General features: G+C 48.3%; 24 protein-coding genes. 6 read left to right on the top strand and 18 right to left on the bottom strand.

Features of this window, described 5'->3' with window-relative positions:
- The first annotated feature begins 205 nt into the window (after window positions 1-205).
- From PG862_RS05485 to PG862_RS05465, 5 genes are all read left to right on the top strand, one after another.
- Window positions 206-637 (top strand): helix-turn-helix domain-containing protein, encoded by a 432-nt coding sequence (locus tag PG862_RS05485; protein WP_270706763.1) that lies wholly within the window; start codon window positions 206-208, stop codon window positions 635-637.
- A gap of 10 nt (window positions 638-647) precedes the next feature.
- Complete coding sequence (locus PG862_RS05480) at window positions 648-1,091, top strand: ImmA/IrrE family metallo-endopeptidase (protein ID WP_270706762.1); 444 nt, start codon at window positions 648-650, stop codon at window positions 1,089-1,091.
- 39 nt (window positions 1,092-1,130) lie between these two features.
- Window positions 1,131-1,571 carry a DUF6978 family protein gene (locus PG862_RS05475; RefSeq protein WP_118524341.1) on the top strand — a complete coding sequence of 147 codons (441 nt, stop codon included), beginning with the start codon at window positions 1,131-1,133 and terminating at the stop codon, window positions 1,569-1,571.
- Window positions 1,572-1,592: 21 nt separating this feature from the next.
- Window positions 1,593-2,351, top strand: coding sequence for a DUF1829 domain-containing protein (locus PG862_RS05470; protein ID WP_118523749.1), 759 nt, complete (start codon window positions 1,593-1,595; stop codon window positions 2,349-2,351).
- A gap of 219 nt (window positions 2,352-2,570) precedes the next feature.
- Window positions 2,571-3,953, top strand: coding sequence for a recombinase family protein (locus tag PG862_RS05465; RefSeq protein WP_270706761.1), 1,383 nt, complete (start codon window positions 2,571-2,573; stop codon window positions 3,951-3,953).
- A 664-nt stretch (window positions 3,954-4,617) separates the two neighbouring features.
- Here the strand turns inward: PG862_RS05465 and PG862_RS05455 are convergent.
- Window positions 4,618-6,051 (bottom strand): D-alanyl-D-alanine carboxypeptidase family protein, encoded by a 1,434-nt coding sequence (locus PG862_RS05455; RefSeq protein ID WP_270706760.1) that lies wholly within the window; start codon window positions 6,049-6,051, stop codon window positions 4,618-4,620.
- Between the two features lie 256 nt (window positions 6,052-6,307).
- On the opposite strand from PG862_RS05455, the gene PG862_RS05450 reads away from it, so the two are divergent.
- The gene (locus tag PG862_RS05450; protein WP_117796424.1) at window positions 6,308-7,768 is read left to right on the top strand and encodes a polysaccharide deacetylase family protein; all 1,461 of its coding nucleotides are present in this window, start codon (window positions 6,308-6,310) and stop codon (window positions 7,766-7,768) included.
- Window positions 7,769-7,909: 141 nt separating this feature from the next.
- On the opposite strand, the gene PG862_RS05445 is transcribed toward PG862_RS05450, so the two are convergent.
- The 17 genes from PG862_RS05445 to PG862_RS05365 form a co-directional block, all read right to left on the bottom strand.
- Window positions 7,910-8,845, bottom strand: a complete 936-nt coding sequence (locus PG862_RS05445) for a TIGR03943 family putative permease subunit (RefSeq protein WP_022359817.1) — start codon at window positions 8,843-8,845, stop codon at window positions 7,910-7,912.
- 18 nt (window positions 8,846-8,863) lie between these two features.
- On the bottom strand, window positions 8,864-10,039 hold the full coding sequence (locus PG862_RS05440) for a CobW family GTP-binding protein (RefSeq protein WP_107000154.1): 1,176 nt from the start codon (window positions 10,037-10,039) through the stop codon (window positions 8,864-8,866).
- A gap of 244 nt (window positions 10,040-10,283) precedes the next feature.
- On the bottom strand, window positions 10,284-11,618 hold the full coding sequence (locus PG862_RS05435) for an MATE family efflux transporter (protein WP_117796422.1): 1,335 nt from the start codon (window positions 11,616-11,618) through the stop codon (window positions 10,284-10,286).
- 419 nt (window positions 11,619-12,037) lie between these two features.
- Complete coding sequence (locus PG862_RS05430; protein ID WP_022359814.1) at window positions 12,038-12,865, bottom strand: metal ABC transporter permease; 828 nt, start codon at window positions 12,863-12,865, stop codon at window positions 12,038-12,040.
- Between the two features lie 3 nt (window positions 12,866-12,868).
- A complete protein-coding gene (locus PG862_RS05425) occupies window positions 12,869-13,714 on the bottom strand; it encodes a metal ABC transporter ATP-binding protein (protein ID WP_107000158.1) in 846 nt (281 codons plus the stop codon).
- Between the two features lie 88 nt (window positions 13,715-13,802).
- Window positions 13,803-15,014, bottom strand: coding sequence for a metal ABC transporter substrate-binding protein (locus tag PG862_RS05420; protein ID WP_270706759.1), 1,212 nt, complete (start codon window positions 15,012-15,014; stop codon window positions 13,803-13,805).
- 174 nt (window positions 15,015-15,188) lie between these two features.
- A complete protein-coding gene (locus PG862_RS05415) occupies window positions 15,189-15,872 on the bottom strand; it encodes an HAD family hydrolase (RefSeq protein WP_270706758.1) in 684 nt (227 codons plus the stop codon).
- 269 nt (window positions 15,873-16,141) lie between these two features.
- Window positions 16,142-16,834 (bottom strand): epoxyqueuosine reductase QueH, encoded by a 693-nt coding sequence (locus PG862_RS05410; protein WP_022359809.1) that lies wholly within the window; start codon window positions 16,832-16,834, stop codon window positions 16,142-16,144.
- Between the two features lie 262 nt (window positions 16,835-17,096).
- Window positions 17,097-18,224 carry an RNA polymerase sigma factor RpoD gene (rpoD, locus tag PG862_RS05405; protein ID WP_022359808.1) on the bottom strand — a complete coding sequence of 376 codons (1,128 nt, stop codon included), beginning with the start codon at window positions 18,222-18,224 and terminating at the stop codon, window positions 17,097-17,099.
- Window positions 18,225-18,528: 304 nt separating this feature from the next.
- A complete protein-coding gene (locus tag PG862_RS05400; protein WP_117796419.1) occupies window positions 18,529-19,449 on the bottom strand; it encodes a diacylglycerol/lipid kinase family protein in 921 nt (306 codons plus the stop codon).
- Window positions 19,450-19,487: 38 nt separating this feature from the next.
- A complete protein-coding gene (locus PG862_RS05395) occupies window positions 19,488-20,678 on the bottom strand; it encodes an A/G-specific adenine glycosylase (protein ID WP_270706757.1) in 1,191 nt (396 codons plus the stop codon).
- Window positions 20,671-21,630 (bottom strand): biotin--[acetyl-CoA-carboxylase] ligase, encoded by a 960-nt coding sequence (locus tag PG862_RS05390; RefSeq protein WP_337955605.1) that lies wholly within the window; start codon window positions 21,628-21,630, stop codon window positions 20,671-20,673. Before PG862_RS05390 ends, PG862_RS05395 begins: the two co-directional genes overlap by 8 nt.
- A gap of 26 nt (window positions 21,631-21,656) precedes the next feature.
- Window positions 21,657-21,965, bottom strand: coding sequence for a DUF6637 family protein (locus tag PG862_RS05385; RefSeq protein ID WP_022359804.1), 309 nt, complete (start codon window positions 21,963-21,965; stop codon window positions 21,657-21,659).
- Window positions 21,966-22,208: 243 nt separating this feature from the next.
- Window positions 22,209-23,147, bottom strand: coding sequence for an SPFH domain-containing protein (locus PG862_RS05380; RefSeq protein ID WP_022359803.1), 939 nt, complete (start codon window positions 23,145-23,147; stop codon window positions 22,209-22,211).
- Between the two features lie 5 nt (window positions 23,148-23,152).
- Window positions 23,153-23,590, bottom strand: coding sequence for an NfeD family protein (locus tag PG862_RS05375; RefSeq protein ID WP_107000164.1), 438 nt, complete (start codon window positions 23,588-23,590; stop codon window positions 23,153-23,155).
- Between the two features lie 219 nt (window positions 23,591-23,809).
- Window positions 23,810-24,604 (bottom strand): TrmH family RNA methyltransferase, encoded by a 795-nt coding sequence (locus PG862_RS05370; protein ID WP_107000165.1) that lies wholly within the window; start codon window positions 24,602-24,604, stop codon window positions 23,810-23,812.
- On the bottom strand, window positions 24,601-26,568 hold the full coding sequence (locus tag PG862_RS05365) for an NAD(+) synthase (protein ID WP_270706860.1): 1,968 nt from the start codon (window positions 26,566-26,568) through the stop codon (window positions 24,601-24,603). The genes PG862_RS05370 and PG862_RS05365 overlap by 4 nt, the downstream gene beginning before the upstream one ends.
- Window positions 26,569-26,747: the final 179 nt, after the last annotated feature.

Raw genomic sequence — 26,747 nt, 5'->3', positions numbered from 1 at the left:
CTTGTCTTTTAGATTTTTTTATAAAATATATTGACAAGTTTTAGAGAATAATCTAATATAAAGATGTCCAATAATTATATAAGATTATCTCTAAAACTCATTTTTTGATTTAGAGCTTTCTCTAAATCACGAGTTCATTATATAGAGTATCTTCTAATTTGTCAAGCTCATATTTAGAGTTTTCTATAATTTTTAGAGGTGTGTAATGAACAGTGTCGAATTGATAAAGAAAATATGTAAAGAACGAAAAATTCCAATTTCCAGACTAGAACGAGAATTGGGTTATGGAAATGGATATATAAATCAATTAAAAAAAGGAACCATTCCTTCCAATCGCGCGGTTGAAATAGCTAATTACCTTCAGATTGAGCTTCCTTATCTTTTATCCGGTGGAAAAGCAGATGACTCCCCAGCACAAACTCCAGAGCTTACTGCCCGCGATGAGCGCGACATAAAGAAAGACCTTGATAACATCATGGATAAAATCCGAAACGGCGAAGATGGACCTCTGTATTATGGTGATACAGAAATTGACAGCGCTTCCCTGAGCCTGCTCCAAAACGCATTCGAATACGCGCTTAGGGAAACAAAGAAAGAAAATAAAGTAAAGTACAATCCAAATAAGAATAAAAAGTAGGTGGTACTTTTTGGAAACAATTGATCATAAAATCCGCAGGCTAATCCGGTACTATGAACGCATGGCTGGAAGCCGGAACCCTATAAAGATTGCTGAATATGCCAATATTCGCATAGCAATTCTCCCGCTTGGAAACATTGCTGGAAACTACAAGCTCATAAATCGAAAGCGCTGGATCTTCATCAATGACAGCATCCCGGCGGACAGTCCGCTCTTCGAAGTAGTCGCGGCACACGAACTCGGGCACGCACTTTTACATAGAAAAGAAAATTGCGCGTTCATAAAAAACAAAACCTTGCTTCTCACATCTGGCATTGAACGGGAAGCAAACGAATTTGCGGCTCAACTGCTTATATCGGAGGATTTGCTACAAGCTTATTCCGGATGCACGCAGAGCCAGTTCTGTGATTGCACGGGATATCCGATGGAATTGATTGAGTTAAGATTAAAATAGCCTATGGCATTTTAATAAAAACACGTTAAGGAGAAAAACATGGAACCTTTAACCACAGAAGAGGCAACTCGCCTTATAAAGCTTACCAAACAATCTCTTATCGATATTTTATCCTCTCCAGACCCTGGTGCCAATGTTGAATTTGATGCCAGCCACGAAGATACTGGTGATTTATTTACTGTTAAAATTTATAGAGGAAAAATAAATAAAAACAAATATAATTATGGTGCCAGAATTTCAAAAAATGGTATAATATTGTTGGAATTACATATAAATGCAGGTAATATACATGTGAATCCTAACGGTCAAAAAATCACAGGATCGCATTGGCACTATTACACACAAGAGAACGGAATTAAAAATGCATTTCCAGCAGATGATCTGGACTCTAATGATTTTGTTAAAAATACATTATTGTTCCTTGAAGAATTTCACATTGTGAAGACTCCTACCATTAATCATCAAATTGATTTATTTTAACAGCAGAAAGGAGTGTATATTATGGATATTCAAAAATGTATTAATGATTATGCCGATTGGCTAAAAAGCGAAATTACCTTTACCAAAATGGGAGAATATTTTGAAATTACCACTCCTTTCTTGGACTCGTACAACGATTACTTTCAAATATATGTTCGCCAAGACGGGGAAAATGTTCATTTTTCAGATGATGGTCAAACATTAAATAGCCTTGCAATGAGTGGTTTTCAGCTAACACCTAATAGAAAAGTACAGCTCAAAAATATTCTGTCTCAATATGGAATTAAGCTTAAACAAAATGAATTAATCGCAGTTGCGCCTATGCATGATTTTCCACAAGCAAAACATATGTTTGTGCAGGCAATGATTCGTGTTAGTGATTTATATATGACTTCGAGAACTAAAGTTTCCTCGCTGTTTCTTGATGATATTCAGGAATTTTTTCATCAAAACCATATTTATTGTACAGAAGATGTTCAATTTAGGGGAAAATCAGGATTTTTTCATAATTATGATTTTGTTTTACAACGAACCCAATTCAAACCAGAGCGCTTGTGTATGGCAATTAACAATCCAACAAAGTCTACCATTGGAAATGCATTATTTTCATGGAATGATACCAAAAGCACCAGAAAAAAAGATAGCCAATTAATCGTTCTGCTTAATGACAATAATAACTTCAACAAAAATATTACTGACGCTCTAACAAACTATGACGTAAAGTCGATCTTGTGGAGCGAGCGGAGCAGTCGTTCTAGCCTAGACTTATTATCTGCATAAATTTTTATTTTTTTACTTTGCAATCTTTTACGTTATATAAATAGCAAAACCGCCCGGTATTGGCGTACCGAACGGCTTCACATAGATTTTCTCTTACAGGCTGCCCTGAAAGATATGAATCAGACTAGAACACCTGAATTATATCATCTCCAGAGCGTCCTGGCAAGGGGCGTTATTTTTATACCCATTTTCACGTAAACTACTAGAGGAGATGATATCATGAAGCACTCTACTTTTCCATCCATCCCCCTGCGCGCTGGTATTTACATCCGCGTCAGCACGGAAGAACAGCATTTAAACGGCCTGTCTCTCCCCGCCCAGCGCCTTGCACTGGAGGACTACGCCAACAAAAACGGCTATATCATCGCCGGAGTCTATGCCGATGAGGGAATCTCTGCCCGGAAAAGTATGTCCCGGCGCAAAGGTCTTATGCGGCTGCTGGAGGACGTGCGGAAAGATAAAATTGACATGATTCTGGTAACCAAGCTCGATCGCTGGTTCCGGAATATCAAAGACTACAATATTACCGAAGAAATATTAAGAGAACACCACTGTTACTGGAAAACCATTTTTGAAAATTATGATTCTTCGACCGCGAACGGTCAGATGGTTATCAATATCATGCTATCCGTAAACCAGGCGGAATGCGATCGAACCTCCGAACGTATTAAAGCTGTTTTCGACTATAAGCGTTCAAAGGGAATGTGCGTGACCGGAATGTGTGCGCCCTACGGTTACATCATCGAAAATGGCTACATCAAAAAAGATCCGGCTACTCGGTCCGTCGTCGAGGACGCCATCCAACATTATTTTTCCTGCTTTTCCATTCGTCACACGACGCGGTATATCGCTGACAAATACGGCGAAAACGCCCCCAGCTATTACAAGGTTGATAAAATATTCCATAACCCCAAATACGCGGGAATTGACAAGGATGGTGCACCTTATTGTGAACCCTATATGACGATGGAGCAATATCATATGCTCCTTAAATCCAGGCAGGCAAAATCATGGAGTCCTTCCGGATATGTATACATATTCAGTTCCCTGATTACCTGTCCGATCTGCGGATGCAAATTCTCCGGCCGGCAGCGGAAAGCGATCCGGAAAAACGGCGCCGTTTACTGCGACACCCGCTATAACTGCATGGGGAAATTTCAGTACCATTCCGGAGCCTCGCTTCGTGAAAGCGCGATCGAAGCCTATCTGCTTGAACACATTGACTCCTTCATTGAGTCCGCTCAGGTAAATCTTTATATGGACGCAGGCAACGCATCGCCGAAGCCCGCCCGCTCCGCTCAATCAGTACAGGAAGAATTGAACCGCCTAAATACCATGTACCAAAAAGGGCGGCTGTCAGAAGAATATTATGATCGGGAATATGAGCGCTTGACCGCTCTCCTATCCACATCTGATGATCGCCAACTTGAAGAAAAACGGAAGCGTCTGAAATGTGTAGAACGGCAATTCTCCGGTGACTGGAAAGTTTTATATAAACGCCTGGATAATTCCCATAAACGGGCGTTCTGGAAACAAACGATCGAAGAAATTTTAGTAGATCCTGATACACGAAAAATTAAAGACGTGAAATTGCTTATATAAGAAAACAAGGGCAGTATTCTATCTTACACGGTCGAGTTCGAGCCCTTCGCCACCACCCTTGAAACCGAAGGAAATGGCACCGTTGTCGCCTCGCTCGGCGTCGATTCCGGTTATGTCCCCTACACCGCCTACTGTGCAAAGCAGAGCTATCTAAATAGGCATCCGGAAATTATCCAGTCGTTCACGAATGCCATCCAGAAGGGCTTAGCTTACGTCAACTCCCACAGTGCGGACGAAATCGCCGAGACAATCCAACCTCAGTTTCCGGAAACAGACCGCGCGGCAATCGCCCGCATCGTTGAACGCTACAAAGCGCAGGACACCTGGAAAAATGATACCATTTTCCACAAGGACAGCTTTGAGCTTCTGGAAAATATTCTGGAAGAAGCAGGTGAACTCAAGGAACGGATTCCTTATGAAAAACTGGTAACGACCACGTATTCTGAAAAAGCGGCTGGATTGCAGAATGAATAACCAGCAAAAAAGAATGTGCCTTGGCACATTCTCGCGCCGAGCGCGGTCGCTTGCGACAACCTACATCTTCGCGCGAGTGCGCATCATTGGCACGTTAGTGCCTTTTTGTGTAATAGGGAATTCCAAGGAATTTCCTATTACACAAAAAAGCTGTCATGTATCACTATTCAAACATGACAGCTCTTTATTTCTATGCCGCAAACACTCCCATTACCTTCTTAAAATAGTCCCATAGTCCCGCTTTCTCCACCGTTTCTGCCGCTTCTATCTCCACACTTCCCAATTCCCGTCCATCCAGCCGGTAAACCAGATGTCCGATCACATCGCCCTCCTGAATCGGCGCTTTGCGGGATTCTTCCATCATCCACTCTTTTTCGATTCCATCCAGATTCTCTCCTCCCATCGAAAGATAAGAAAAGGTTCCTCGCAGACGTCCTGCAACCTGTTCCTGGATGCCGCCCGCCACCATCGTTTCCGGCACAGCTCCCGGATTGTCATCTTTGTAAAGATGACAATTTGCAAACCCATAATTTAACAATGTGACCGCATCCGCAAACCGCGCCTTATAATCCGGTGCTGCCAGAATGACGGCAATCAGATCAACTCCATCTTTCCGCCCGGTTGCGGACAGGCAATATTTTGCCAGCGATGTAGAACCTGTTTTCAGTCCCGTCACTTCAAAATTTGTCACCATTTTCAGCAGCTTATTCGTATTGGAAAGTCCAAATTCTTTCTCTCCCTGCTTGGTCCGGTGCGTTATATTTTCCATCCAGATCGTTGAATACTGAAAAATTTCCGGATACTTCGTGATCAATTCCCGCGACATGAGGGCAATGTCGCGCGCCGACATCGCGTGCGTCGTAGACGCCGTCAGACCACAGCAATCCTCAAACTTTGCTGTCTCCATTCCAAGCCCTTTCGCCCGCTCGTTCATCATCGCAACAAATGCCTCCTCACTGCCGCCGATATACTCTGCCATTGCCACACTGGCATCATTTCCCGATGCAATGACGATGCACTTGATCAGCGTTTCGACCGTCTGTACCTCCCCTTCTTCCAAAAACACCTGAGATCCCCCCATGGATTTCGCATGGGCGCTGGTCGTGACCTCATCCTGCAAATGAATTTTTCCCGAATGTAACGCATCAAAAATCAAAAGCAGAGTCATAATCTTCGTCACGCTGGCTGGATTTCGCGCCTCGTCCGCATTTTTTTCATACAAAACAGTTCCGGTGGACGCCTCCATGAGGATCGCCTCCGGTGCCCGGATGGGAAGCTCAGCGGCATTTTCTGCTGCCTGCGCTGTCTCTGCGGTTACTGAAACGGGAATCCACAGTTCCTCCGCGTAAGATGTGAGCATACCACTTCCCCCCAATTTACCAATTCCAAGCTGTATGCCTGACACACATTCTCCCATCGTAAGCACAACCGCTACACCAATCGCTGCCAGCCCTCTCCAAGCATTTTTATTTAAATACTCTCTTCTCCTGTCTCTGCCCCCTTTGTCCCAACACATACATTCTTTTTCCCGAAACAGCTTCTTTTTCACAAACCAACACCATTTTTCCACACGCTTCCATTTCAAATACCACGCCTCTCCCTGCATGATACATTTTTCATTCATATCTTCCTCCGCCTGCACATACTCTCTTCTCAAGATATGGCATATCCGCCCGTCCCTATGCCAAAGAGAATTGTAAGAAACTGTCATAGACCACCTTTCCTTTTTATGGTATACTATAAGAACACAGACAGGCTTATAAAAACGTTTTCCGCTCTCTTTCTTGCTGTGTCGAGTCGGTGGCAAACTTTCTCGGCCTGTTATTACTATCTGACGCAAAAAACGACAGATAAATATGAATAAACAAAAGGTGAAAACTATGATGAGAAGAAATTCCTCCCTTGGAAGCGTTGGATTTTCTGCACGTGGCGGACGTTCCAGGCGACGGCACGGCGGTTCCTCTAAACTTCCGTATTTAATTTTAATCGGCATTCTGATTGTACTGCTTGGAATTGCCGCGTTCCTCTGGGTGCGCCGCTCTCCGGCAGCACATGTATCTTCGGTTCCAGCGACAACCGAAACGGATTCTGAAAATGGAGTAATTTCCCTTGATAATGCATCTGCACCTGCTGATGACAGCCTCGAGGGTGTCATCGCTCAGGCAAAGCTTCTGGCAGACGGTTATGACTATGACGGGGCAATCAATCTCCTGTCCAGCAGTACATACGCATCTGACGAGTCCGTGACGGCAGCGATCGACGAATACAACGCCACCAAAGAAACACTGGTGCGCGCTGATCCGCGTAAGGTAACGCATGTATTCTTCCATACACTGATTATGGATACCTCGAAAGCATTTGACGGCGACAGCCGCGAAAAGGGTTATAATCAGGTCATGACGACCAAGGATGAATTTATGAAGATTCTCCAGTCGATGTATGAGCGCGGTTTCGTTCTGGTACGTCTGCACGATGTAGCATATGAGGTGACCGCAGAGGACGGTTCCAGGCATTTCCAGGAGGGCGATATCATGCTTCCGGAAGGTAAGAAACCGTTCGTCATGTCACAGGATGATGTCTGCTACTACGAATACATGGATGGCGATGGCTTTGCCTCCCGTATGATTATCGGCGAGGATGGCAAGCCAACGAACGAGATGAAGATGGACGACGGTTCTGTTTCCGTCGGTTCCTATGATCTGGTGCCGTTACTGGATGATTTCATCAAAGAGCACCCGGATTTCTCCTACCGCGGCGCAAAAGCGTGCATTGCTTTTACCGGTTACAATGGCATCCTGGGTTACCGCACCGATTCCGCCTACAATACTGACGAGTACAAAGCGGAACACCCGGATTTCAACTTTGAGGAAGAACGCGCCAACGCAGCAAAAGTCGTCCAGTGCCTGCGCGACGACGGTTTTGAAATTGCCTCCCACAGCTGGGGCCACCGCAACATGGGTACGATCCCAATGGATAAATTCCGTGAAGATACCGATAAATGGGCAAATGAAGTCGAAACGCTGACCGGTCCGTGTGATATCATCCTCTTCCCGTTTGGAAGCGATATTGGGGACTGGCATCCGTATGATACAAGCAGCGAGCGCTTCCAGTACCTGTACAACAAGGGATTCCGTTACTTCTGTAACGTAGATTCCTCCCAGTATTTCGTCCAGATCGGCGACGATTATATGCGACAGGGGCGCCGGAACCTCGACGGCTACCGGATGTATTATGACCTTCCGGAAAGTGGAGTCGGCGGCGACCATTTGAGTGACCTGTTTGATGTCAACGAGGTATTTGACCGGTCAAGACCTACTCCGGTGCCGAAGATGACGGAGTAAGATAAAGCTGTAATCCAATTTTAAATAAAAGAAAGAGAAATCGAGCATTTGTTCGATTTCTCTTTCTTTTTTAAAAACCCCGGAGTCTTCCACACTCCGGGGCACACCTTTTCTTTCAAACACAGCTTTCCGTTGCAAATCTTAGAACTGCACAATCTCCTCAATCGGCTCTGCCTTTTCCACGTAATCTGCATAAAGCATCGGACCTTCACCCTCATACTCCGGCATATACTCATATTCTACGCGGGCACGTACTTTGACCCAGTCTTTCGTCTCAAGCAGACGGGCATTTTTTGCCTTGCACATGAAACCTAAGAACGTCATATCTGCCTCGCAACAGGTCATCGCCATACGTCCAGGAACAAAGTTGTTCTTCGGGAAATCCGGGGTTTTCAGTACCATGCCGGTAAATTCAACGGTCTTTCCACGGTAACGGTCCGGTTTATCCATCGCATCAATATACCAGATACCATATGCCTCCGGCGGAATCTCGATCACTTCGGCATTGACATCAAATGGAAGATCCGCTTCGGTCACTTCCTCAATTTCGCCCTCTGCGTCCTCAAACACGATCTGAACCTGCGGGTTCATGCCCTTTAAAGTACGGCGGTATACATCCAAATCCTCGATCTCGTCGCAACGGTTCATGATAATCATTTCCGTGTTGCGGACCATGGCACCAATCAATGGTTTCATGTTCTGCAGGTATAAATCAAATGTGGAACCATCGATGATCGTAATCTGCTGATACAGATCCCAATCGTTCGGAAGTTTCAGGGCATCCAGATTCCACATACCGTTCCACTCCATCAGAACTCGCTCCGGATTGTAAAGAAGCTCCAGATCCTGTAGGTATTCCGGCGTCAGCTTTTCCGCTTCCTCTATATAAACAACCGCTGTATGAGTCTGCTTTAAAAGCTCCTCATCATACTCTTCCTCGCCCTCTTCGCAGACAATCAGAAGTGTTTTTCCTTCGGTCTGGAAATAATCCTGCTGCATTGTAAATTTAATAAACTGGGTTTTTCCAGCTTCCAGAAAACCATTGATGAGAAACAACGGCATCTTATCTTCATTCATAGTTCATTCTCCTTGTATTTACGCGTTGAACGCTGCCTTCAGACCCTCTTCGTCCAGCTCGGCACCGATCACGCACACCTTTCCGGTAAAATCCGGTGCTCCCTCACGGATCTCAGCCTGCTCCGGAACCATATCAAAATGCAGCCATACGCCCTTTTCTTCACTCGGAACCATGCCTTTCGCACGCAGAACCTCGCCGTATTTATCACCATAAGCCAGATCATCCAGAATCTTCTGCAGATCTTCTTTCTTCATCACGCCGACATTCTCCAAGCCCCAGCTTGTAAATACATCATCTGCATGATGGTGTCCTTCGTGATCGTGGTGGTGGTCATGGCAGCCACAGCCACACTCGTCATCATGGTCATGATGATGGTGCTCATGATCGTGATCATGACAGCCACAATCGCAGTCATCGTCATGGTGATGATGCTCGTGATCATGATCATGGCAGCCACAGTCGCAATCATCGTCATGGTGGTGATGCTCATGATCGTGGTCATGGCAGCCGCAATCGCAGTCATCGTCATGATCATGATGGTGATGATGCTCATGCATATGCTCTCTTGCCTCTTTCATCAGCTCCTCTGCCATATCGTCTTCCTGCTCGATCATCTCAAGAAGCTGTGCGCCGGTCAGCTCGCTGCATGGAGTGGTCACGATGGTTGCCTTTGCATTGTGCTGGCGAAGCATCTCAACCGCGCCCTGTACCTTCTTCGGATCCGCTACATCGGTACGGCTTAACACGATCGTGCCTGCATTTTCGATCTGGTTGTTGAAAAACTCACCGAAGTTCTTCATATACATACGGCATTTGTTGACATCTACCACGGTAACCGCACTGTTTAACATAACCTCAATCTCAGAAGCTACATTTTTTACTGCATTCATAACATCAGACAGCTTGCCGACGCCTGACGGCTCGATGATAACACGATCCGGCTGATATTTGGTCAGAACTTCCTCGAGGGAACGTCCAAAATCGCCGACCAGAGAGCAGCAGATACAGCCGGAGTTCATCTCACGGATCTCGATGCCAGCGTCTTTTAAAAAACCGCCGTCAATGCCGATCTGTCCAAATTCATTTTCAATCAGAACGACTTTCTCGCCTGAAATTGCTTCTTTTAAAAGCTGTTTAATAAACGTAGTCTTTCCTGCACCCAGGAAACCGGAAATAATATCAATCTTTGTCATTTTACTTACCTTCTTTTCTGTACAAATGTGTACTGACTGTAAATCATTGTCCGCCCGGTACCTGACATCCCGGCAATGCATAGCTTTACATCGCCCGAATCTGCCGAAGTTCCGATCAGCCACTTATTATTTTACACAAATACCTAGTAAAGTCAAGCATCGGCAAAATCCCGTTACTGGGCGCGTGTGAACAGTAACTTTTTTAGCCTCACATATATGCAGCCTTTTTGAGACCAAAAACGCCCTATAAAGACACAGTAATCGTCCGCTTCCAGCTCGCCCCAGCATACACTGCCGTGATAAGCTCTGCCAGCCAGAACGCGTGCCAGACACCGATAGGACCGATGATCCGGCTGAGCACAAATGCGATCGGAATGATAATCACAGCATAGCGCATCAGGGAAATTTTCAGAGATTTAAGTCCCATTCCAAGTCCCTCAAACGCGCCAGAAGCAATGACGGAAACCGTTGACATGACAAAGCCCGGGCTGATGAGCCGGAGCGCCGTTCTGCCGATCTCCACCGTCGAAGGCGTCTGCGTAAACAGCCCCATCAGGAAATCCGGCACCAGCTCGCCAAGCAGGGTTCCCGCTGTCATGATAATGCCAACAATCATGAAGGCCGCGCGGAAGATCTTTTTCACCCTCTCCTGCTCGCCTGCACCGTAATTGTAACCGATCAGCGGGCGCATTCCCTGCACCACGCCGCTGGCTCCCTGATAAAGCAGTGCCTGCAGCTTGTAGTAAACACCCAGCACCAGAATATATACCTGCGAAAATGGTGCCAGAATCGCATTGAGCGCCGTCAGAAGCAGGGATGTCAGCGCCATATTGAGTGTTGCCGCGATTCCGACTGAATACATACCGCCGCAGATCTCCTTCGACGGACGCATTTCCCGCAGCGAAATCTCCACATTTAACGGTTTCACATGGTTTAAAATCAAATAAAACAGCAGCGACGCCGTCTGCCCGATTCCTGTCGCCCACGCCGCACCGCGGATTCCCAGTTCCGGCATGGGGCCTAATCCAAAGATAAAGATCGGGTCCAGCACGATATTGACGACGCATCCAATCAAGACGGCTGCCATCGATATTTTCATCTTTCCAACCGACTGGTAGACCTTTTCATATGCCATTCCCATCGTGTCGATCGTTGAAAACAGAAACACATTGCAAAAATACGTCAGTCCGTAGGAAATCGTTACCTCATCGCTCGTAAACATCCGCAGGAAATACGGAATCACCGCCATTCCTAAAATCGTTAAAATCATTCCATGTAAGGCACTTAAAAATACTCCCTGCGATGCTGTCTGGTTCGCCATCCGTGTTTTTCCTTCGCCAAGGCGTCTCGCCACCATCGCATTGATACCAACGCCAAACCCAACCCCGGCTGCGTGCGCGAGGTTCTGGATCGGATAGACAAGCGAAACCGCCGTCATCGCGTCCTCACTGATCATTGCCACGAAAATGCTGTCCACGATATTGTAGAGTGCCCCGGCGATCATCGATATGATGACCGGGATTCCCATCGAAAGCAGCAGCGGGACAACTGGTTTTTCTTTCATGTAGGTCTGATCCATTTTTCCATCTCCATTCCTTTTTTATTTTTCACTTTTCATGAGCGTTTCTGACACATTCTTCGCAGAAAAAAAACACCTGGGGTTCTTCTGCAAAGCATTTCTTATCAAATAAAAAAGAGACTACGGACTTTACTGTTTATCTCAGAAACAGTACAAACCCTATAGTCTCTTTAACGCTTAGACAAGCTATTCGATTTTCGTTTTCTATCGCCGACCAGCAACTCTGCAAGCTTTTGCTGGCGATCTGCCCATTCCGGCAACCGGATATTATTATAACCGCAAGCCATTTTATTTGTCAACCACTCCCCGGCAAATTCCTGCTGCCACCACGTTTTCTTACGGCACTTTCGGTTCCAAAAGTGCCTACCCGTGAACAGAAACATGAGCATACAGAATGTGTATGTTCTACAAAAAACATCCTATTTGCGGGCAGTAGCAGCTATCCCTCTCTGTATCAGCGAAAAGAGCAGAAACGCCGCCAGATCCACCACAACAACGCTCGCGCCCGCCGGTGTTGAGTACGTGTAAGACATCACCATTCCTCCAAAGAAACAGATCAGCGACAGAATCCCCGATGCGATGACCACCCCCCGGAAGCTCTTGAACACCCGCATGGAGGTCAGAGCCGGGAAAATAATCAGACTGGAGATCAGCATCGCGCCCATCATCCGCATTCCAATCACGATCGTGATCGCGGTCAGAACCGCTATCAGCACGTTATAGAGCGACACATTGACGCCGGTCGCCTTGGCAAAGCTCTCATCAAAGGTAACCGCAAATACTTTGTTATAGCAAAAAAGATATAATCCAAGCACCACCATGGAAAGCACCGCCGCAAACTGGACATCTTCCCGGCTCATCGCGAGAATGCTTCCAAACATATAGCTGCTGACATCGGTCGTCATACCGGTTGTCAGGGAAGTTACGATAATACCGATTGCAAGCGCACTGGCCGAGATCATCGCAATCGCAGCGTCACTCTTTACTTTTCCATGTTCCGTGATCCGCAGCAGGAAAAATGCCGCCAGCACGACCACCGGAATCGAAACCTTTAAAGGTGACCAGCCTGCCGCCAGTGCAATCGAAAGGGATCCGAACGAAACATGGGATAAACCGTCTCCAATCATTGAGTAGCGTTTCAGCACCAGGCTGACACCCAGCAGAGAGGCGCAGAGAGAGACTAAAAGACCGCCGATCAGCGCCCGCACCATAAACGGGTATGATAACATTTCAGATATAATTCCCATCTTCTACACCTCCTTCTCCGCATTTCTGTCTTTCAAATGCTGTTTCGTTTCAGAATCAGTTTCCGAACCCATTTCCGGCTTCTGCATCTTCCTGATTCCATCCTTCTGCATCGGCACTCCGCATCTGTGCCCCAGAGTTGCCAGCTCTTCCCGTCCCAGGAAAGAATGAGCAATCTCACTCTTCACATATTCTTTCATCGTACCCCAGAACAGCGGCTTCTGCCGCATCTGCAAAATTTTTCCTCCCTGATGCACAATATTTGCCATATCATGGGAAACCATCAGGATTGCAACCTTTTCTTCCTGATTCAGTTTCCGGATCAGCTGGTAAAAGTCCAGAATCGCCGACGGATCGAGTCCCGTGATCGGCTCATCGAGAATCAACAACTTATCCGTCGCACAGAGCGCCCGCGCGATCAGAACACGCTGTTTCTGACCGCCGGAAAGCTCTCTGAAACAGCTTTTTTCCAGATCACGGATTCCCAGACGATCCAGATTTGCCCGCGCCTCTTTCTTTTCTTTCATCGAATAAAACGGGCGGCTGCCGCGTTTTCCCAGGCACCCGGAGATAACCACCTCAAACACAGTCGCTGGAAAGTCCTTCTGCGCGTCGGTCTGCTGCGGCAGGTAACCAATACCGGCTTTTTTTAATTCTTCCGAATATTCAATCCTGCCCGAAGTCGGTTTTAAAAGTCCCAGAATGCCCTTCATCAGGGTACTTTTTCCCGAACCATTTTCCCCGACAATGCAGATGTAATCGCCCTCATTTACCTCCAGGTTCACATCCAGCACCGCATCCTGGTTTTCATAACCAAAACCTACATGCTCACATTTTAAGAGTAATCCCATCTATAATTCCTTTCACTACTGCTCTACTCTTCTATTGTCATAAACATTCACCATGGCTAAAGACTTTTCCCATAATCATCTATTCTTTTTATGACAATCCCTTTTTCAAGTTCTTTACGTTCTGCTCCATCAATTCCAGATAGGTAACGCCCGAATCAAACTGGTGTCTCGTCACATTGTGGCAGGAGTGGAACAACAGTGGTTCCGCGCCCGTCTCTTCCCCTATGATCTCCGCCACGCGCGGGCTGGAAAGCTCCAGGTAATAGACGGCTGGTATCTGTTCCTCCCGCACCTTATCGATCAGGTAGGCGATGGTCTTGGCACTCGGCTCCGTATCCGTACTGCATCCTGAAAATGCCGCCCTGTATTCCAGCCCATACTCATCGAAAAAGTACCGGAGTGGAAATTTATCACCGAAAACGACGAGACGGCGCTTGGCATGGGAGACAACTTCTCTGAATTCTGCATCCAATTCCGTCAATTTATCCTGATAGGACGCGCAGTTTTCCGCATAGGAAGCCGCGTGCGCCGGATCTTCCTGTGCCAGCACCTCCGCCAGCACGCCGGCCAGCTTTTTCGCATTGACCGGGGATGTCCAGATGTGCTCGTCATATTCAATCTCGACGCCGTGACCATCGTCCTCATCCAGATACTCCTGAGCGTGATCTTCATCATGAACCGCCACATCTTCCATATCATGCTCATCCTCGCTGTGAATATGCTCTTCTGTGTCGTGTTCTTCTTCACTGTAAACATGGTCCTCTGGCTCATGTTCTTCTTCACTGTGAGCATGATCTTCCAACTCATGATCGTGATCACCCGCATGAACTGTTCCATCCGCATGAACATGCGTATGTCCATGATCGTGCGCCTCTCCATCTTCCATGCCCTCGACGATCTCCTCCTGCACTACATCCACGCAGTCCATCATCGTCACGACGCGCTTCGGTCCGGTGCCTTCCCCGAAGGAATCAAGCACCTGCGAAAGCCACTGTTCCATCGTACCGCCGTTGCAGACTAACAGATCTGCATTCTGGATCGTGATCATGTCCGCCGGCGTCGGCTCGAACGAATGGCTGTCCATGCCCGCCGGAACAACCATCGTCAGCCGGATCGAATCCCCGGCAATCTGCCGGAGAAAATCGTAATACGGAAATAGCGTCGTCACAACGTTTAAGCGCGTATCACCAGACGCATCTGCCCCTTTTAACGGATTCGACGATGAATCAGACGATGCAGTTCCCCGCCGTGGCGTACACGCTGTAAGAACACAGGAAAAGGCAATCAAAAAAGCAAGCATCCATGATATCCATTTACATTTAAATCCATTCTTGTGTTTTACCATATTTCTTTTTTACCCTTAACTTCTTCTATTTCAGTAAATGTTTTTCAATAAACATTTCGAATTACTCTTTCAAATATCATTTTCTTTCACAACTGTTTCTCTTTTCACAGCTATGAACAAACACAGACACTACTCCATTCTTCCATGTGACTCATTCTTTTTCTTCACAATCTCCGCTACTTCCGACGGATGTGCCACAATATACTGCGGGTGGCAGCCTTCCAGCTCTTCCCGGTCACGGAAGCCCCAGAGCACGCCGACCGTGTCCATTCCGGCATTCAGCCCAGTTTCCATATCTGTATTCGTATCGCCCAGATACAGACACTCTTCCTGTTTTATACCCAGTTCCCGGCAAATGGCGAACACCCCGTCTGGAGCCGGTTTTTTCGGCGTTCCCGCCTGCTCACCGCGCACCACATCAAAATATCCTTTCCCAAAGAATGTCTCAATATTCACAATTGCCTGATCATGCGGCTTGTTCGAAAGGACAGCCACATGTACATCCATCTCTTTTAACGACGCCAGCAGTTCCCGGATACCGTCATATGGCTCTACGTCTTTCAGGCAGTATTTAGAGAAATTCTCCATATAAATCGGAAGCGACGCTTCATAATGAACCAGCTTCTCGTCCCCCGCCAGCACCAGCGCGCGCTTCATCTGCATCCGGTATCCATTTCCCACGATCCGTTTCGTTTCCTCCGGTGTAACATGGCGCAGTCCGAATGCATCCAATGTTAAATTTGTCACATAAGTCAGCGCATAAACCGTATTTAAAAGAGTTCCATCCAAATCAAATATACATAAGCGGTACATTGCGTTTCTTCCTTTCTGTTTCCATCTTTTCTTATAACTTTTTTGTTACTGTTCACGCATACGTGCTCAGTAACGGAATTTGCCGTGGCTTCGCATTTAAATACGGCAAATTCCTGCTGCCACCACGTTTTCTTACGGCACTTTCGGTTCCAAAAGTGCCTACCTGTGAACAGTACCACTTTTTTCCCCTCACAGCCGTTTCATACTTTCACAGCTACAGGCAATCATCCATACAAACTCCTCTTCGACCAAACATATCGCCCCGCAAATCACGATGTTTCCTGCCTCTCCTTCTGCATCTGCTCTTCACGCTCCCGCTTCGAGAACACGCATCCGCAGTAATTCTGACGGTATAGATGATACTGCGCCGACAGCTCGATCGAGCGCTTATATCCCTCTTTTTTCTTGAAATCCGACGGCAGAAATGCCACATGATACTCTTCTCCCATCGCCTGCCCGATCGTATTGAGGCGCCCGGCATTTTTGAGCGGACTGATCGTGAGGGTCGTCGTGAACCAGTCATAGCCGCCCTCGGCTGCCAGCTTCGCCGCTTCCCGTAGGCGCATCTCAAAACAAATACCGCAGCGCTCGCCGCCCTCCGGATCCTTCTCATGCCCCCGGACTGCCTCATAGTAGCATTCCGGGTCGTATTTTCCTTCTACAAACCGGATCGGATGCACCGCTGGAAGCTCCCGGATCAGCCGCTGTACCTCCTCCGTGCGCGCCTCATATTCCTCTTTCGGTGAAATATTCGGATTGTAGTAGAACACCGTAATTGAAAAATACTGCGACAGATATTCCAGCACGTAGCTGCTGCACGGCGCACAACAGCTGTGGAGAAATAAAGTCGGAACTCTGCCGTCCCGGACTGCTGCATCCAGCACTTTTTCCATTTCTTTCTGATAATTCCGTTTCGCCGTCTGTGTCTTTCTGGCTGGCGGATTTTTCATTGGTTCCGACATTTTTCTCTCCTCTTTCTATAAGTTCCCATCTGTCCGTGCATTTTCCTTCCAGCACGCGATATTTCTATCCGAAACGCTTCTTTCCTGACAAACATCATTTCCATCCTTAGACGTCATATGAAGATATGCACAATAATTCATATTCTCCAAAACTTGAAAAAGCAGCCTGTACCCACGGACGGGTACAAACTGCTTTATCTTTTTATTAAACCTTTCAGGAAATTCCAAACAAATTTCCCTTTTTACCAAAATGATACAACTCTTACAGGAAATCGCGAATCCGCTTGCTCCGGACCGGATTTCTTAATTTACGAAGTGCTTTTGCCTCGATCTGGCGGATACGCTCTCTCGTTACGTTGAATGCTTTTCCGACCTCTTCCAGGGTTCTCGGATGTCCATCCTCCAGACCAAACCGGAGAATAATAACCTGACGCTCTCTCTCCTTCAGGTCTCCAAGCAATGCATCGATATGCTCACGCAGCATAACAGATTCTACATTACCTTCCGGCGTTACCACGTTGCCGTCCGCTACGAAATCACCCAGATTGGAATCGTCTTCCTCACCGATCGGGGTTTCCAGGGAAGCTGGCTCACGTGCGATCTGCATGATCTCCATGACCTTATCCTCGGACATGCCAAGCGCCTCGGACAGCTCTGCCACCGACGGCTCATAGCCCAGTTCCAGCGTCAGCTTACGCTGCATCTTGGACATCTTGTTGATCGTCTCTACCATATGCACCGGGACACGGATAGTTCTCGCCTGATCCGCCAGAGCCCTTGTAACAGACTGACGAATCCACCAGGTCGCATATGTACTTAACTTATAACCCTTTGTATAATCAAACTTCTCAACGCCCTTAATAAGACCCAGATTGCCTTCCTGAACCAGATCCAGAAAGCTCATGCCGCGTCCTGTATAGCGCTTTGCAATGCTGACAACCAGGCGCAGGTTTGCCTCAATCAGGCGCTCTTTTGCATTCACATCACCCTCTGCTTTGCGCTTTGCAAGGCGGATCTCCTCCTCCGCGCTCAGAAGCGGAACGGTACCGATCTCTTTCAGGTACATGCGGACCGGATCTTCCGTGCCGATTCCCTCTAACAGATCGATCGCATCCAGATCGATATCCTCTTCCTCGTTCTTGAGGAATTCATCATCCACATCATCATCGAGCATCGAATCATTTTCCTTGAGAATCGAATCATCGATCACCTCCGGAATGACATCAATATTATTCTGCTCCAGATAATTGTAAATCTGCTCCATCTGCTCTGTCTGCAGATTATCGCCCATAAAAAAGTTATTGATCTCTGTCACGTCCAGCGCGTTCTGCTTGGACTTTGCTAACTCTACCAGTTTCCTTAACTTACCTAAAAAATTTTCTTTCTCCACGAATTAACGTCCTTTCGATTTATTTCGCTTAGAAGTTTCTTTATATCTAACGTGATATTGTCCCTCGATTGTTTGTGTGCTCTTATTTCCCTGCACCTTTCCCTGCAATATCCCGAAAGTACATTATATACGATTAAATTCTATTTTTCAACAATTTTCGAAATTTTTCGATCTATTTCTATTTAGGCAGTTACTGTTCACGCATACGTGCCCAGCAACGCAATTTGCCGTGGCTTCGCATTTAAATACGGCAAATTCCTGCTGCCACCACGTTTTCTTACGGCACTTTCGGTTACAAAAGTGCCTACCCGCGAACCGTAACTTCAGGCACCCTGATCGCAATCTCTCTTGGTTTATTTTCAATCACGACCTCTGTCTGACTTCCACCAAACTCACCGTCCAGCGACCAGTCCACCAGCTCCTCCGACTGTACCGTCAGTTTCGAGGTGCGGAACTTGAATACGCATTCATTTTCGCCCTCTCTCTGAATCAGATAAGCAGCAATACTTGCAATGTCAAGCGGCGTGCGCGGTTTCCGGACCAGAAGCACCTCAAACTCCCCGTCATCCAGCGCCACGTCCATACCAACCAGTCCTTTAAAACCTCCGATCGAGGTCGTATTGGTCACCATTCCCAGAATAAATTCCTCTTCCAATTCTCTTTGCTCCCCCAGATGTTCCCACGTAAGGCGCATCCGGTAGGATTTAAGCCCTGTCAGGCGTTTGATGGCTTCCAGCATATATGCCTGATGCCCCAAAATATTTTTCGTCTCCTGCGGGGTCGAATAGGATACCTCCGTAAATGCTCCGAACGCCGCCACATAGACGAAATACCGGTTTTTGCCGAATATACCGACATCGACCAGAAATGGTTTTCCCAGCGCAGCTGTCTGCGCCGCTTTCCGCATATTTTTCGGAAGTCCCAGACTGGATGCGAAATCATTCGTGGAACCCGACGGGATATATCCTAACTCCGGGCGCTTTTCCGGGGTGATCGTCATCAGCCCCGATACCACCTCGTTGAGCGTACCGTCCCCGCCGCTGCACACGACCAGTTCCTTCGTTTTCGCACGTGCCGCCTGATACTCCGCGTCCTTCGGTCCCTGCGTAATATAAACAGACGGTCCATAGCCCGCCTTTACAAAACTATCTAAAATTTCAAGAAGACGACTTCGAATCTGTTCTTTGCCAGATCTCGGATTGATGATAAAAAGCATTTTTTTCATAATCGCCATTTCTCCTGTTTCCCCACACTAACAGTATTTCATATTAATATATTTGTATACACGCGAAATGCATTGGGGATCGGATAGCGATCCTGCAGCTGTGCCCGGCACACCATCAAAACTGTTTTATCCTGATAGCCGGATGCCCGTTTCAAGCGGATTCTGCGTCCACACATATGCCATTCAACATGGGAAAAAATGTGGACTGCATCCGGCAGATCCTCGGTTTCCCTGATATCCGCCTCCGCGATCCCCAGTTCTTTCGCTGCCTCCGCCGCACTCTTTTTTCCGTCCAGATTGACATATTCGTAGAGGGACGCCAACAATCCCTTGCTGCTGCGCTTGCGGATCGCCACCGTATCCTCCCACTCAATCAGGCAGACCGTTTTTTCCTCGATCCGGCGCGGCTTTTTCGGCGGCTTGACCGGATATTGCTCCTCCTCTCCCCGCCGGTGCGCCAGACAAAGGGATTCCAGCGGGCACTTCTCACAGAGCGGACGTCCGCCCGGGATGCAGACAAGCGCGCCCAGTTCAATCCATGCCTGATTATATTCACCTGGATGAAATAGCTCTTCTGACCGTAATGCCGTGGAAACCTCACCGGCATCATCACCGGCTGACAAATAGGAATCTCTTTCCTCCGTCCGGCGCACAAGTTCCGCCTCCAGGCGCCGCTCATATTTCTTTCGAAGCGCCGGCTTCGTGCTGTCCTGTGGGTCAGCAAACAGGCGTGTCAGAACACGCACCACATTTCCATCCAGCGCCGGAGCCGGCAGAGCATACGCGATCGACGCAACTGCCCCGGCTGTATAACTTCCGATGCCCGGAAGTTTCAATATCTCATCCCGCGACGCAGGCATCTGACCGCCGTAGTCTTCCATCAGGCAGACCGCTGCCTTTTTTAGGTTCCGGGCTCTGGAATAATACCCAAGTCCCTCCCACAGCTTCAAAAGCCGCTCTTCGTCCACCTGCGCGAGGGAGGTGATGTCCGGGAGTGCTTCCATAAAACGGGCAAAGTACGGTTTGACCGCCTCTACCCGCGTCTGCTGCAGCATGATCTCCGAAATCCAGACCGAATACGGTTCCGGATTCTCCCGCCACGGAAGGAGCCGCCGGTTTTTCCGGTACCAGAAGAGCAATGGAGCGCCGGATGCCGCCAGCCTCTCTTCTTCCGCATAAGGTATTTCCCCCTCTAAAGGCTTCAACGACGCATAAAAATCTTTATACATATCCGTAAATGCCCCTGACAGATACCTCTCCTGAGATCACTTTGCACACCTTTCCGTCTTCTGTGCGGACCAGCAGTTCGCCCATCTCGTCAATTCCGAGCGCCATGCCCGTATACTCATTGCCCGGAGACAGGACGCGCACCTGTGTACCGCAGTTTGCCAGACGGCTGTTATAAACGTCCATCAGGGATTTCATGTTCTGGTTTTCCATGAATTTATCATAATATCCCTCATACGCCCGCATGATCGCGGCGATAAGCTGGCTGCGGCGCACTTCTTTTCCTGTCTCCAGATACAGAGACGTTGCCACATCCCGAATCTCCTCCGGGAACTCGTGATTTGCCACGTTGATACCAATACCAGTCACGATATAATTAATACACTCTAATTCCGTGCTCATCTCGGTCAGGATACCACAGACCTTCTTTCCATTGACGACGATATCGTTCGGCCACTTGATCTTTGCCTCCAGATCACAAACCTCCCGAATCCCGTCGGCAACTGCCAGAGCCGCCACCAGCGTCAGCATCGACGCGCAGGTCGGAGGAAGCTCCGGGCGCAGAAGCAGGCTCATCCAGATGCCGACGCCATGCGGCGCCGCCCAGCTTCTTCCGCGGCGTCCCTTTCCCATCGACTGATAATCCGCGACTGCCAGCGTACCGTGCGGGGCATCTTTCTCCGCCGCTTTCTTGATCTCGGTATTGGTTGAATCTGTCTCGTCAAAATATAAAATATTTTTTCCAGCCCACTCGCTGTCGATGCTGCTCTCCAGCTCTGCCTGGCTGAGAACATCGCCCAGGAAACGCAGCCGGTAACCGCGGTTCCGGACCGCCTCTATCTCATATCCTTCTGCCTCCAACTGTTTGATAACTTTCCAGACTGCCGTCCGTGATACATTTAAACGCTCACAGATCTCCTGTCCGGACAGGTAATCATCCGTTTCTTTTAACATTCGCAAAACTTCTGTTTTCACTTTTATTACCCCCACCATATTGTAAGTGTACTGACAATACATAAAAGGAACAATCCTGCTCCCACAGCCATCAGGATCATTCCGCCGGTCCGCAGATGCTTTCTTCCCCTTCCCCGGCGATAGCGGTCATAGCCATTGGCAAAATTCAGTACCGCCGCCAGAAGAAAGATTACCGGAAACAAAATCCGGTTTTCATCCGGGTTCAGAAACGCAAGAACCGCAAATATCACGATCAATATACCCACTACGATATGAAGCATATCCAGGGCAAACGCGATATTCGCGCTTTTCTTTCTTTTTTCCTGCAGGTTCAACGCATCCACTCCTTACTTATATTCGTATTCGCAAACAACAGCCTCATTCTTCATATAGCACATAGCTTCTTGCATATACCCTTTCATCAACATATATGGGTATACATATCACTATGGGATATTATACCGAATGTCCGCAGGCTTGTCAAAAAAGAAATCGAAAAAGGCTGCGGTTCCTGCTTTACATAACCATCAGCCTTTTCTTATACCTTCTTTTTATAACTTAGAGCCGCTCACTCCCGGCTACTCTGCCTTTTGAACATCCGTGCCAACTTCCGTCAGACCCTTTACCAGACCGGCAATGCCCTGGATCTCGGACGGGATGATGATCTTCGTCGCCTTGCCGTCCGCTGCTTTGGCAAATGCCTCCAGGCTCTTGAGCTGTAGCACTGCATTGTCCGCGCCTGCTTCCTTGATGAAGCGAAGTCCGTCTGCTTCCGCTTTCTGGACTTTGAGGATCGCTTCCGCCTCACCTTCTGCCTCGCGGATCATCTTTTCCTTCTGTGCTTCTGCACGCAGGATCGCCGCTTCCTTCTCTGCTTCTGCTTCCAGAATCGCGGACTCTTTCTTACCTTCGGCTACCAGGATCGTCGATTTCTTCTCGCCTTCGGCACGGAGAATGGACTCACGGCGCTCACGCTCTGCCTTCATCTGTTTCTCCATCGCATCCTGAATAGCTGCCGGAGGAATGATATTTTTCAACTCAACACGGTTTACCTTGATTCCCCACGGGTCTGTCGCCACATCGAGTGCAGCGCGCATCTTCGTGTTGATCGTCTCACGGGAGGTTAAGGTCTGGTCAAGTTCGAGATCACCGATGATATTTCGAAGGGTGGTCGCCGTCAGGTTCTCGATCGCCATGATCGGGTTCTCAACACCATACGCAAACAGCTTCGGATCCGTGATCTGGAAAAATACAACCGTATCAATCTTCATCGTAACGTTATCTTTCGTGATAACCGGCTGCGGTGCAAAATCTACAACCTGCTCTTTTAAAATGACTCTTTTTGCCACGCGGTCAATGAACGGCACCTTGAAATGCACGCCAACCGACCATGTCTCCAGATAAGCACCCAGACGCTCTACGACTAATGCCTGTGCCTGCGGCACAATCCGGATACAGGATGACAAAATCAGAAGTACCACAATTGCAATGACAAGAAAACTGATAACTGCTCCCATATTTCCTACTCCTCCTTACATTTGCTGACAATCAGCTTGACGCCGCTGACCGCCTGAATCTGTACCATCGTATCCTTCGGAATCCGGCTTCCATCCGCCGAGCGTGCCGTCCATTCCTGACCGGACACCATCGCCGTCCCTCTCGCCTCGTCGTTATCAATCTCTGCGGTTACCCGCGCTTTTTTACCCACCAGCGCGTCCACATTGGTCCGCACCGTCTTCTGATTGATATACCGGAGTGCCAATGGTCTTGTTGAATACAAAAGAAGGAATGAAACAACGACAAACACTGCCATCTGGATGTAAAGATTCACTCCCGCGATCGACAGGACACACGCAATCAGAGCGCCTCCAGCAAACCAGATCGAAGTCAGCGCCATCGACGCTGCTTCCAGCCCGATACACACTACAAACACCGCCAGCCAGACACACCATACTGACATGTCATCCCCTCCTTCCATATAGGTCTTTTGACCCTGATATCTTAAAACTAGTATACGATATTTTCTGACATTTATCAACCAATCAGCTCTGTTTTTGAACTTACGGTTTTATTACAAACTTCTTAATGGAACATATCGATCTGCAGTTCAATTTATTTCTTCACTGCTCTCTATTTGCACAAACTATCCGGCTTAAAACATTGTTTCAAAAAATGCAATTTACTGCCGTCTCTGCCGTGCCGTCTCAAACAGCAGCACCGAAGCCGCCACCGCTGCATTGAGGGATTCAACCTTTCCAGCCATCGGAATCCTCACCCACGCGTCAGCAAGCGCCGCCGTCTCCTCGGTCAGACCATTTGCCTCATTTCCGATCAGGAAGCCGGACGGACCTGTATAATTTTCTTCTTCGTAGTTATGTTTCCCCTTTAAATGCGCAGCATAGAGGCGGATTCCCTGCTTTTTTACTTCCCCGATCGTCTGATGCAGGTCGTCCGTGTAGATAAACGGCACCCGGTAGATCGAGCCCATCGTGGAACGGATGACCTTCGGGCTGTAAATATCAGCTGAACCACGGTCAAGAATGATGCCTGTCACACCCGCCCCCTCTCCGGCACGCAGGATTGTTCCCAGATTACCCGGATCCTGCAGCGTCTCCAGAATCACAAGCTCCGGTGCCTTTCCGTCCGGGCTATTTTTCAGCACATCTGAGAGCTGATAGGAAAACTGTTCCGCTATCGCCAGGATACCCTGCGGTGTCTGGGTGTCCGACATATGGCGCATGACCTCATCCGTCACCGTCTCATACCGGCAGCCAGCCAGCAGTTTTTCTGCTCTTTCCCCCTGCTGGCGCAGAAAATTTTCCGACACATAGACTTCGCGGCGTCTCTCCACCGGCAGTTCCCCGAACATCTTCGGACCTTCCACCAAAAAGACGCCCTGTTCCCGTCTTGCTTTTGCTTTCTTTGCAAGCGCCGTCACCGCTCTGACACGGGCGTTGCCCGTGCTCGCGATCACAGGCTGCCTCCTGCCGCGTTCGTCTCCGGCACTCCGTAAACGCAATCCTCATCCAGTGTTTCCAGCTCCTCCAGCCACAGGCGGCTGCACGCATCGCTCGGCATACGCAGGTCGCCGCGCGGTGATACTGCAGCAGAACCTACCTTCGGACCATCCGGCAGGCAGGAACGCTTAAACTGCTGGTTGAAGAAACGGCGGTAGAACACCTTCAGCCATTTAAGGATCGTTTCCTTATCATAAGCACCGTCAAATGCCTGACGCGCCAGGCGGTAAATCTTACCCGGACGGTAGCCGAATCTTAATATATAGTAGAGATAGAAATCATGCAGCTCATAAGGACCAACCAAATCCTCCGTTTTCTGTGCAATCTTTCCATCCTCCTCCGGCGGCAGAAGCTCCGGGCTGACCGGTGTATCCAGTACATCCAGTAGAATATCAGAAAGCTCTTTCTCGCCACAGGTATCTGCATAATAGCGCACCAGATGGCGCACCAGCATCTTCGGAACCGAGCAGTTGACACCGTACATCGACATATGATCGCCGTTGTAGGTCGCCCAGCCAAGCGCCAGCTCCGACATATCGCCGGTACCGATGACTAGACCGCCGATCTTATTGGCAAGGTTCATCAGAACCAGCGTTCTCTGGCGTGCCTGTGAATTTTCATACGTTACATCATGAACCGACGGATCCTGCTCAATGTCACGGAAATGGATAGTAACTGCCTCCCGGATATCGACTTCTTTCAAGGTTGCACCCAGCTTTTTCGTGAGCTGGCAGGCATTCTGGTACGTCCGGTCAGTCGTACCAAAGCACGGCATCGTCACAGACAGGATATTTTCACGCGGAATTCCCAGCAGATCAAAGGCGCGCACGGTTACTAAAAGTGCCAGCGTTGAATCCAGACCGCCTGAAATACCAACGACAGCATGGCGGCATCCGGTATGTTTGAGACGTTTTTTCAATCCCATCGCCTGGATCGAAAGGATCTCCTCGCAGCGGCGGTTCCGGCTGCCCGCATCGTGCGGAACAAATGGGGTCGGATCGATCGCGCGCTCCAGCGCAAGCGGTTTTTGATCCAGCGTAAATCTTACAAACTGGTAATCCTCACGACCTTCTGTCTGATAGGTCGTCATCCGGCGGCGCTCACATTCCAGACGTTCCAAATCGATATCTGCGTAGATCGTCTGATTCTCAAATCGCGCTGACTCCGATAGGATATTGCCATTCTCAGCGATAATATTCTGGCCGCCAAAAACGAGATCCTGGGAAGACTCTCCTTCGCCCGCATTGGCGTAAATATACGCACAGAGAAGCCGCGCCGACTGACCGCTGATCAGACTTCTGCGGTACTCGCTCTTGCCTGTCACCTCATCGCTGGCAGAACAGTTGACGATCACCGTTGCCCCCGCCGACGCGTGTGCAATACTCGGTGGATTTAAAACCCAGACGTCCTCGCAGATCTCCGCTCCCACGACGAGATTTTCCACATTGTCACAGGAAAATAAAAGCTTCATTCCCATTGGCACCTGATAACCGTCCCAGGAAACGTCGATTGTCTTTTCCCAGCCCGGGTTGAAATAACGTCCCTCATAAAATTCAGAATAGTTTGGAATCCATCTCTTCGGAACCAGACCGAGCAGCTTTCCATCCTGGATCGCCGCTGCCACATTGTACAATTTATTGTTGTATTCCCACGGAAGTCCTACAAATACAAGCATTGAATCGCCAGCTGTAAAGGCGATCAGCTTCCTAAGCTCTTCCTTTGCCTTCGCCAGCAGCGATTTCTGGATAAACAGCTCACCGCACGTATATCCTGTCAGCACCAGCTCTGGAAATACCATAATCGAAGCGCCCTTTTTGCGCCCCTCCTCTATCTGTTCACAAACCTGTTCCCGGTTGTACTCTACATCTGCCACCTTCACTTCCGGCGTTGACGCGGCAACCCGGATAAAGCCATCTCTTATCATATGGTTTGTCTCCCTTATAAATAATTTTTAAAAACATAGCAACTGTTCAATAGGTCTGCGCATTTACTGCGCTGACCGTACGAAAACATGGACCAGCAGGCAAAAATCCCATTGCCGTAGGCAATTTTAAATGGATTTTTGCGCGTGACTGTGAAGGTACTGAACAGTTACGAATT

It is taken from the genome of Clostridium fessum, assembly GCF_027698965.1.
Classification (GTDB): Bacteria; Bacillota; Clostridia; order Lachnospirales; family Lachnospiraceae; genus Otoolea; species Otoolea fessa.
Note: the sequence above shows the minus strand (reverse complement) of the source record. Positions and strands in the feature narration are given on the sequence as shown.